Consider the following 10,152-nt stretch of genomic DNA (forward strand, 5'->3'; position numbering starts at 1 on the left):
CGGCAGGCGTCTAAACCCGCTCCGGCGTCACGGCGCCCTGCATGTATTCCTCGAGGGTGAACGAATCCACCTGGATCGCGTCTTCGCGGGCTTCCTCGGCGCGTTTCAGCACCTCGGCCTCGTCGGCGGAGATGATGCCGGCCGCCAGCGCATCCTGAACGAGCTGTTCCGGCCGCGCCTTGGGCAGTTTGCGGGCGCCGACGGCTTTGCTGATCGTGCGCGCCACGTGGTCGCCTTCGTAGACCAGCTTGAGGGCATGGTCCAGCCGGCCCAGCGCCTCCTCCACGTCGGTGGGGATATAGATGCCGGCCGTGTGCCGGTCGCGCTGTTCGCCGGGCGCCTGCATGGCCCGCGCCACCGCGTGGCCGACGGCGTCGCGGGGTCCGTTTCCGAGCGGGTTGAGCCGCGACCAGAAGGCGACCGGACCGCGGAAGAGCCATCCGATGAGCGGCACCTCGTAGTTCTTGAACAGCCCGTCGAACGCGTGCTGCATCTCGCCGAAGGCGTGCTGCATCGCCCAGCGAAGGAACGGTTCGTCTTCCTCACGGCGCCCTTCCGCCTCGAACCGCCGGAGCGTCGCGGCGGAGAGGTAGAGCCAGGAGAAGATATCCGCAAACCGACCCGTGATTTTCTCCTTGCGCTTCAGGTTGCCGCCCAGGGTGATCAGCGCGATGTCCGCCAGCAGCGCGAACGACGCCGAGGCCCAGGCCAGTTTCTGCCAGTAGCGGCGGGCGACGCCGCCGGCCGGCGAGGCGGCGAAGATCCCCCGCGTGAGGGAGAGGACGATCGCGCGCGCCGTATTGCGGATGGTGTGCCCGACGTGGCTGGTAAACGCCCGGTCGAAGCCGGCGGCGTCCCGGTTCATCAGGCTCTGCGTTTCGGCATAGACATAGGGATGGCAGCGGATGGCGCCCTGACCGAAGATCATCAGCGTCCGCGTCAGGATGTTGGCGCCTTCGACCGTGATGCCGATCGGCGTATTCATATACGCCGTGGCCAGGAGGTTGCGGGGGCCCCACGAGATGGCGTTGCCGCCCAGGATATCCATCCCGTCGTTGATGATCTTGCGCTGCAGCTCGGTGAAGTTGTATTTCGCCATCGCCGTCACCACCGCCGGCGCGACGCCCTTGTCGAGCGCTCCGCACGTGTAGCGGCGCGCCGCCTCCATGACATAGTTGAAGCCGCCGATCCGGGCGAGCGGCTCCTCGATCCCCTCGAACAGCCCGATGGGCAGGCCGAACTGCTTGCGCACCTTGGCGTGCGCCGAGGCGACGCGGTATACCAGCTTGCTGCCGCCGGCAGCCGAGGCCGGCAGCGAAATGCCGCGTCCGGCCGCGAGCGACTCCATGAGCATCCGCCATCCCTGGCCGGCGCCCTCCGCGCCGCCGATGATGGCGTCGACGGGGAGCACGACGTCGTGGCCCTCGGTCGGGCAGTTATAAAACGGCACCCCGAGCGGATTATGCCGCCGGCCCAGCTCCACGCCGGGCGTCTGGGTCGGGATCAGGGCGCAGGTGATGCCCGGGTTCTCGCCCTTGCCGAGCAGGTTTTCCGGGTCGCGCAGCTTGAAGGCCAGGCCGAGCACCGTCGAGATCGCCGCCAGGGTGATGTAGCGTTTCTTCCAGTTGAGGCGGAGATACAGCTGCCCGTCGTCCCCACGGAACACCACGCCGCTCGAGGCGATGGCGCCGGCGTCGGACCCCGCGCCCGGCTCGGTAAGCGCGAAGGCGGGAATTTCCTCCCCCGTGGCGAGGCGTGGCAGATAGTGGTCGCGCTGCGCCTGGGTGCCGTAGTGAATCAGCAGCTCGGCCGGCCCCAGCGAGTTGGGCACCATGACCGTGGTCGCGAGCGGACCGCACCGCGAGGAGAGCTTCTGGACGACGGCGCTGTTCGCCAGCGGCGAGAAGCCAAGGCCGCCGTATTCCCTCGGAATGATCATCCCGAACAGCCGCTCGCGCCGGATGATCTCCCAGGCGGCGTCGGGCAGGTCTTTTTGCTGGAAGACGTCCCAGTCGTGCGTCACGGCGCAGAGCTCCTCGATGGGGCCGTCGAGCACGGCCTGTTCCTCGGCCGTGAGGTCCGGGTAGGCCTCGGCCATGATCCGGTTAAAATCCGGTTTGCCCGAAAACAGCTCGCCTTCCACCCACACGTTGCCGGCTTCGATGGCCACCTGCTCCGTCTCCGAGATCGTCGGCAGAAACTTGAGCGCGTTCAGCAGCCGCATGACGGGGCCGCTGAAGAGGGCGCGGCGGAGCGGCGGCAGGTTGAACACCACCGCGAGCACCGCAAACGCGATCCACAACCACGCCGGCGCGCCGAACCCGTAGAGCGCCGCCACGCCGGCGATGGTCCATATCGGGAGCGAGGCCCCGGTATAACCCAGGACGACAAACACCGCCAGGATGCTGAGCGCTACGAGCCATCCGGGCAGTTGAGCGAAGAAGTGAAAGAAGGGCAGATCCATGGCAGCAGGTTTTTTTGTTGCAGGGTCGCGCAACGTCGCCCCCGAACAGGTTTCAAATGCCGTCTCCGTGTGGGCGCCACCCGGGCGTCCTCACGAAAACGTCGCGTCCGCGCGGCTTCGCGCGGTTACAACCGTTCGAACACGGCCGCGGCGCCCATGCCGCCGCCGATGCACATCGTGCAGATGCCGTAGCGCACGCCGCGGCGTTTCATCTCGTGGAGCAGCGTCGCCGTGAGCTTCGCCCCGGTGCACCCGAGCGGGTGACCGAGCGCGATGGCGCCGCCGTTGACATTGACGATGGCTTCGTCGAACCCGACCTCGCGGATGACGGCCAGCGCCTGGGCCGCGAAGGCCTCGTTGAGTTCGACGAGCCCGATATCCTTGACCGAAAGCCCCGTCTGCCGCAGCACCTTCGCGATCGCCGGCACGGGTCCGATCCCCATCACGTCGGGCGCCACGCCGGCCACGGCGTAACCGGCGAGGCGGGCGATGGGCTCCGCGCCGAGCGCGCGCGTCGCCTCGCCGCTGGCGACGACGGCGGCCGCGGCGCCGTCCGACATCTGGGAGGCGTTGCCGGCCGTGACGGTGCCGCCGGCGCGAAAGACCGGCTTGAGTTTCGCCAGCGCCTCCAGCGACGTCTCGCGGCGCGGCCCTTCATCGACCTGGAAGTCGAACGCCAGCGTCTTCGTGGCGCCATCGGCGTAAACCACGTCGTGGACCGGGTAGGCCGCGATCTCGTCCGCGAAGCGCCCGGCCTCGATGGCGGCGAGCGCGCGCTGGTGCGACTGGAGCGCGAACCGGTCCTGATCCTCCCGGCTCACCTGGTAGCGTTCCGCGACATTCTCCGCCGTCTGCCCCATGGCGATGTAGACGTCGGGGTCGGCATCCACCGTCGCCGGGTCCGGCGAGAAGTAGAAGCCGCTCATCGGCACCTGGCTCATCGACTCGGCCCCGCCGGCGACGACGAGGTCGTTGTGGCCGGCCATGATGGCCTGCGACGCCATCACGATGGTCTGAAGGCCCGACGAGCAGAACCGGTTGATCGTGGCGCCGGGCACCTCGTCCGGCAGGCCGGCGATCTGCGCGATGATGCGCCCCATGTTGAGGCCCTGCGGCCCCTCGGGCATCGCGCACCCCATCAGGACGTCCTCGATGCGCTCTTTTTCAAGCCCCTTGACCCGCCCGATGGCTTCGGAGACGATAAACCCGCCGAGCGCCTCGGGCCGGACGTTCACCAGCGCGCCGCGGTTGGCCTTCCCGACCGCCGTGCGGATCGAACTCAATATGTATGCTTCGTGCGTTTGCATGATCACTCTCCATAAACTTGTGTCGTCATCCCGGTTGACCCTCGCGTTTTAGCCAGGGAGATCCTTCGTCGCTTCGCTTCTCAGGATGACCCTCGCGTTATAGCCAGGGAGATCCTTCGTCGCTTCGCTTCTCAGGATGACCCCTGCGGGGTCAATTCCTCAAGGGTTTTCCGGTTTTGAGGATGGCCTCGATCCGGTCCTGGGTTTTCTTTTCGCCGAGCAGGCGGAGGAAGACCTCCCGTTCCAGCTCGATCAGATACCGTTCGTGCACAAACGCCGGCCCGCTGAGGTCGCCGCCCGTGAGCACGTGGGCGAGTTCGACGGCGAGATGGCGGTCGTACGCGCTGATGAACTTGCCGGCCTCGAACTGCCGGGCGGCGACTTCGAGCGCGGCCTTGCCTGGCCGGCCCAGCACCTGGATCTGCGTGCGCTCGGGCGGCGGGAGATAGCCGGCTTCCGAAAGCTGGATGACGGTATGCTTCGCCGCGTGGAAGCGGCGGGCGTCGTTCATGACGACGATCGCGTGAGGCGGCAGGTAGCCGAGTTCCTGGGCCTGGCGCGCGCTGGATGAGACCTTCGCCATCGCGACGTTCTCAAAAAACCGCTGGATGTGCGCCTGGATCTGGCTCGGGAAGCCGCCGGCCGACCGCTCGGAGGCCAGCGCCGCCAGATGGGTCGTGCCCGTGCCGGCGGGGATGAGCCCGACGCCCAGCTCGACGAGCCCCATGTAGGTCTCCGCCGCGGCCACGGGATTCGGCGACGCCATCGCCAGTTCGCAGCCACCGCCCAGCACGCGCTGGTGCGTGGCGACGACAACCGGCTTGCGGGCGTAGCGGATGCGCAGCACGGCCTGCTGGAAGCGGTCGATGGCCTGATCGACGACGTCGAACTGCCGGCCCATCACGGCTGCGGCGAGTTCGGCCAGGTTGGCGCCCACGGCGAAGTTCTTGCCGGCGTTGGCGACCACGAGGCCGCGCAGATCCCGATCGTTCTCGACCTTGTCGATGACATCCATCAACCCCTGCATCACCTCGAAGCCGAGCGCATTGGCCTTGGATCTGAACTCGTAGAGCGCGACGCCGTCCCCGATGTCGATGAGGCCCGCCTCCTTGTTCGTCCACAGCGTGGCCGCCGGCCGCTGCTTGATGGCGGCGAGATCGATCTCGTCCGCCGGCGTCGTGTCGCTCACGTAGCCTTCGCCCGGAACGTAGACTTCCCGTGCGGCGCCGCTGCCCCGGTAAAACGCCCGGCTGCCCGACGCCTCCATGGCCGGCACCCAGGCCGGCAACGTCACCCCGGCCTCCCGCAAGCCGGCCAGCACCGTCTCGAAGCCGAGGGCGTCCCACGACGCAAACGGCCCCATCTCCCACCCGAAACCCCACTCCATCGCCCGGTCGATGTCGGCCGGACTGTCCGCGATCTCGGGGATGCGGCGGGCGCTGTAGCCGATCAGCTCGTGCATCGACTCCCGGAAAAACGCCCCGGCCCGGCCCGTATCGGCGTACAGGGCCCGTAGCCGGGCCGCCAGGTCGCCGGCCTTCTCGATGGCGGCGATGTCGCCCAGGTCGAGCGGCTTTGCGGCGGTGTAGCCGGCTTCGGCGAGGTCGATCGACTTGATTTCCTTGCCTTCTTTTTTATAAAAGCCGGCGCCGGTTTTCGCGCCGAGCGCGCCGTTTTCGACGAGCTGGTTCAGCACCGCCGGCACCGCGAACGTCTCCCGGCTCTCGTCGTCCGGCACGCCGTCGAACAGGTTCACGGCTACGTGGCGGAGCGTATCGAGACCGACCACGTCGGCCGTGCGGAAGGTGGCAGAGCGGGGCCGGCCGGTGAGCGTGCCCGTCAGCGTGTCGATTTCCTCGATGGTGTACCGTCCGTCCGCGAAGGCGTGGATCGCCTTCATCATCCCGAAGATGCCGATCCGGTTGCCGATGAAGTTGGGGGTATCCTTGGCGACGACAATGCCCTTGCCGAGGTGCACGCGGCCGAACTCGGACACCCGCTCGACGATCGCCGGCTCGGTATCCGGCGTCGGGATGATTTCGAGGAGATGGAGATAGCGCGGCGGATTGAAGAAATGGGTGCCCAGGAATCGGCGCTTGAACCCGACGGAGCGCCCTTCGGCGATGGCATGGATCGGCAGACCGCTCGTGTTGGTGGAGATCACCGCGTCCGGGCCGGCGGCCGCCTCGATGCGGGCGTGCAGGTCGCGCTTGATGTCCATCCGCTCGACCACGACCTCGATGACCCAGTCGGCCGCGGCGATCCGGTCGAAGTGGTCGTCGAAGTTGCCGAGCCGCACCCGGTTCACGACGGCGTCGGTGAACAGCGGCGACGGGTTGAGTTTGACGGCCTGTTTAAAGAGTTTCTCGACCACCGCGTTGCGGTCGCCCCCTTCCTTCGGGGCGATGTCGAGCAGGTCCACCGGCAGGCCGGCATTGGCGATGTGCAGGGCGATCTGCGCCCCCATCGTGCCGGCTCCCAGCACCGCGACGCGGCGAAACGGGAGCACGCCGGCCCGAGCGCCGGTCCGGGTGGATTGGGGGGATCTATGTGTCAGCGTTTCCATACGTCCTCAGTTCGTTCAAAGTATCCAGTATCGAGCTTTCTGTATCCAGCGCCCCCTTTTTATTCCCCCTCGTCCGCCGGATACAACGCCTTGATCTGATCCGCATACGCCTCACGGAGGCGGGCGCGTTTGACTTTCAGCGTCGGGGTCAGCATGCCGTTTTCGATCGACAGGTGATCCGCCACGAGCTTGAACCGCTTGATGGTCGACCAGTGGTCCATGTCCTCGTTTGCGGCATCGACCATTTGTTGATACCGGTCGAGGACCTGCGGCTCCTCGACGAGGCGCTCCACAGGCATCTTCGGATCGAGGCCTCGCGAGGCGGCGAAGACCTTGAGGGTCTCCTGGTTAACGAAGATAAGCGCCGCGCAGTATTTATAGCCGGCGCCGACGACGACGGCTTGCTCGACGAGCGGGTGCGCGAGCAGCTTGTTCTCCAGCGGCTGCGGCATCACATATTTGCCGGTCGACAGCTTGAACAGGTCCTTCTTTCGGTCGGTGATGCGGAGGTATCCGTCCGGCGACATCTCACCGATATCGCCGGTATGAAACCAGCCCTCGGCGTCGATGACTTCGCGCGTCTTGTCCGGGTTTTTGTAATAGCCCTGCATCACGTGCGGGCCCCGGGTGATGATTTCGCCGTCCTCGGCGATCTTCACCTCGACGCCGGGGAGGAGTTCGCCTACCGTGCCGGCGCGGTTGCGGGTCGGGCGGTTAAAGGCGATGACGGGGCTGGTCTCCGTCAGACCGTAGCCCTGGAGGACCTTCACGTCGGCCGCGGCGAAGAGGTTGGCGAGGTCGGCGTTCAGGGCCGCCCCGCCCGAGATGATGTATTTGATGCGGCCGCCCAGGCCGGCGCGCCATTTTTTGAACACGAGCGCATCCGCCAGCTTGAGCTGAAAACGGTACGTCCCCGCCGGCGGATCGTCGAGCGAATAGGCGCCGGCGAGTTCGAGCGACCAGTTGAGGAGTTTTTTCTTCAACCCCTGCAGGGTCGTGGCCTTCTCCAGGATGCGGGCGTAGATCTTCTCCAGCAGCCGGGGCACCGTGATGAAGAGCGTAGGCCGTACCTCGACCAGGTCGTCCGACAGCCGGTCCGGGTTCGAGAAATACGTCGTGACGCCGAAATAGAGCACGCCGTAATACAGCGTACGGGCGAAGATATGCGACAGCGGCAGGAAGGACAGGCTGATTTCGCCTCCGGCTCCGGGTTCAAAATCACCCAGTTCGCTCACCGCCGTGACGCCGTTGCACGAGATATTTTCGTGCGACAGCATGACGCCCTTGGGCTCGCCGGTGGTGCCGCTGGTGTAGACGATGGTGGCCAGATCCCCGGGCTGGATGCGCGACCGAAGCCGGGCGATCGCATCCGGCGCGGCGTCGATCCGCTCGCGCCCGCGTTTGCGGAGCCGGTCCATCGTGACCCACTGGACGCCCTCGGGCATGAGCGTCATCGCTTTCGGCTCGGGCGGTTCGGCGACGACGATGGTCTTGAGGGTGTCCGTTTCGGCCAGGAGGGCATTCAGCTCCTCGAGGAGAGGCATGCTGGTGACGAAGAGGGCCACGGCGCCCGAGTGCCGAAGGATGTACGCGTTGGTCGCCGGCGCCTGGGAGAGGTAGATCGGCACGTCGATGAGGCCGGCGAGCAGGCACCCCATGTCGGCCACGCAAAACAGCGTATCGCTCTCCATGTACATCGCCACCCGATCGCCACGCTCGATGCCATAGTCGAGCAATCCCATCGCGACCTCCTCCACCTCGATCCGGAACGCATCGAGCGAAAGCGTCTCCCACGTCCCGGCGGTCCGACGCGCATACAGGTTCGGGTTCTCGTACCGGGCGCAGGCATCGTAGAGCAGATCGGGCAGCGTTTTCCCCAGAAGCGGCCCTTGCGTTTCCGCCACCCGGCGCCGGGTCGTGCGGGCAGGCTTGAGCTTGTCGGCTGTTTCGTTCATAATCGCCCTCGCGGGTTGGTTGTCGTGGCTTCCCCGGCCGTGCGTCGGCCTTACCCTGGAAGCGCTACCGGTACAGATACAAACGTTACACCGTGGTCACGGGAGACGGAACCCTCACCGCCCGAACCTGCTGGTGGACGATCGAATCGATAAACGCCTCGTGCGGGATGCCGACATCGACCCGCTGCGCCAGCAGCAGCGACACGGCCCCGTGCAGCGACGCCCATATCGCGCTCGCCGCCACGCGGATATCATCCACCTGAAACACCCCCTGACGCCTCCCCTCGCGGAGCACGTCGACCATAAAATCCAGATTTCGCCGCGCCCGCCGGTACATGTCTTTCGGAAACCGCGCGTTGCGCTCGGGGTGGAGCAGAAACATGATCTCGTAATATTCCGGCCAGCGCAGTCCGAACCGGATGTACCGCGCGCAAAGCTCCTGGAACTGCGCGTCCACGTCGCCGGCGGCAGCCTGCCATGCCGCGCCGAGATCCTCGTAGAGCAACGCCATGCCCTCGTCGATCAGCGCATTAAACAGGGCTTCCTTGTTCTCGAAGTACAGGTAGATGCTGGTGGCGCTGTACCCGATGGAACGCGCGATATTGCGCATGGACAGCCCGGCGTATCCTCCCCGGTGGAGCAATACGCGCGCGGCGTCCAGGATGGACCGCCGGAAATGGGCCTTATCGGTTCGTCTCTCGTCCATGCGTCAGATTAACAGTGTTAACCCTAAAAATCAACGGCACGGACATCCAACCGTTCCCGGACATGACCCGTTCATCGCTCGGCCAGCGCGAAAAAATCCGGGGCCCTGCTGAAATGCGCCCATCCACCGGGCCGCTTCATCCCGCCGGCAGGCTGAACCAGAACGTCGCCCCCTTCCCGGGCTCGCTTTCCACCCCGACGCGTCCCCCGTGCGCCTCCACCAGTTGCTTGACGATGTACAGCCCCAGACCCGTAGAATGCTCGCCGCGCGTCGGTTTCGCACTGAGTCGCTGCATCTTGCCGAAGACCTTCTGCTTGTCCTCCTCCGTGAGGCCGGGACCCTCATCCCGCACCGAGACCCGGATGACCGGAGGGGTATCCGACGCCGCGCCACGGGCGATCTCAATCCAGACGTTGCGCTGGGGGGGACTGTATTTTATAGCGTTGGATACGTAGTTGTCCAGCACGCGCTGGATCGAGACTTCGTCTACTTCGACGAGGATGGGCTCCTCGATATCGGCATGGAGTGAAATGCCCTTGTCGACGGCCTGCTTCGTGTTCCATCGAACCACCGATGTTATGATGCCCCCCAGGTCGACCCGGGCTTTTCGAAGTTGCAATTCCTCGCCCTCGCGATGCCTGTCCAGCAGATCCTTGATGATCTGGAGCACCCGTTCTGCCTCATCTTTCAACAGGGGAAGATTGTCCTCCACCGATTCGTACGCCAGGCTGGCGTCCGCCCTCGCGTCTTCCAGGATCATCTCCGCCAGGCCAATGATTCCCCCGAGGGGGTTTTTGAGGTCATGCGCCGTGATCCCCAGAATCTCCTTGTTGGCTTCCAGCGCCTGATGGAGTTGATCGGTACGCTCTTCCAGCGCATGGTTGGTGTTCAGGAGGTTTTCGTTGACCGTCTGAACCTCCTCATACGCGGCTTCGAGCGATACAACAACCTCCTCGAGCGATCGCTTCTGGGCGTTAATTTCGGCGGTTTGTTCGTCGACCAGCCGGCCCAGCATGCGGTTTCGCGCAGCCAGACGGCGTGTCTGCAAGTGGACGCCGAAGCGCACCCCTCCAGCCAGCATAACGCCGCCCGCCCGGATCCAGAGCGCGTAGGCCCATCCGGTACGATACCAGGGCGGCCGCACCGTGATGCGA

At 65.9% G+C, this 10,152-nt stretch carries 6 protein-coding genes; all 6 read right to left on the reverse strand.

Annotated elements, in window-relative coordinates:
• Window positions 1-10: 10 nt before the first annotated feature.
• Window positions 11-2,464 carry an acyl-CoA dehydrogenase gene (locus R2834_12695; protein ID MEZ4701187.1) on the reverse strand — a complete coding sequence of 818 codons (2,454 nt, stop codon included), beginning with the start codon at window positions 2,462-2,464 and terminating at the stop codon, window positions 11-13.
• Window positions 2,465-2,589: 125 nt separating this feature from the next.
• Window positions 2,590-3,771, reverse strand: a complete 1,182-nt coding sequence (locus tag R2834_12700) for an acetyl-CoA C-acyltransferase (GenBank protein ID MEZ4701188.1) — start codon at window positions 3,769-3,771, stop codon at window positions 2,590-2,592.
• A 151-nt stretch (window positions 3,772-3,922) separates the two neighbouring features.
• Window positions 3,923-6,337: a 3-hydroxyacyl-CoA dehydrogenase NAD-binding domain-containing protein gene (locus R2834_12705; GenBank protein ID MEZ4701189.1), complete on the reverse strand. Its 2,415-nt coding sequence runs from the start codon at window positions 6,335-6,337 to the stop codon at window positions 3,923-3,925.
• Window positions 6,338-6,396: 59 nt separating this feature from the next.
• Window positions 6,397-8,292 (reverse strand): long-chain fatty acid--CoA ligase, encoded by a 1,896-nt coding sequence (locus R2834_12710; GenBank protein MEZ4701190.1) that lies wholly within the window; start codon window positions 8,290-8,292, stop codon window positions 6,397-6,399.
• Between the two features lie 85 nt (window positions 8,293-8,377).
• A complete protein-coding gene (locus R2834_12715) occupies window positions 8,378-8,998 on the reverse strand; it encodes a TetR/AcrR family transcriptional regulator (protein MEZ4701191.1) in 621 nt (206 codons plus the stop codon).
• 136 nt (window positions 8,999-9,134) lie between these two features.
• Window positions 9,135-10,152: HAMP domain-containing sensor histidine kinase (locus tag R2834_12720; protein MEZ4701192.1), on the reverse strand; the 1,018-nt coding region annotated here is incomplete at its 5' end.

It is taken from the genome of Rhodothermales bacterium, from assembly GCA_041391505.1.
In the GTDB taxonomy this organism is placed as follows: domain Bacteria; phylum Bacteroidota; class Rhodothermia; order Rhodothermales; family JAHQVL01; genus JAWKNW01.

Excerpts from the sequence above, each read along its gene's own strand:
- R2834_12695 (MEZ4701187.1), bottom strand. The coding sequence starts at position 2,464 with ATGGATCTGCCCTTCTTTCACTTCTTCGCTCAACTGCCCGGATGGCTC.
- R2834_12700 (MEZ4701188.1), bottom strand. The coding sequence starts at position 3,771 with ATGCAAACGCACGAAGCATACATATTGAGTTCGATCCGCACGGCGGTC.
- R2834_12705 (MEZ4701189.1), bottom strand. The coding sequence starts at position 6,337 with ATGGAAACGCTGACACATAGATCCCCCCAATCCACCCGGACCGGCGCT.
- R2834_12710 (MEZ4701190.1), bottom strand. The coding sequence starts at position 8,292 with ATGAACGAAACAGCCGACAAGCTCAAGCCTGCCCGCACGACCCGGCGC.
- R2834_12715 (MEZ4701191.1), bottom strand. The coding sequence starts at position 8,998 with ATGGACGAGAGACGAACCGATAAGGCCCATTTCCGGCGGTCCATCCTG.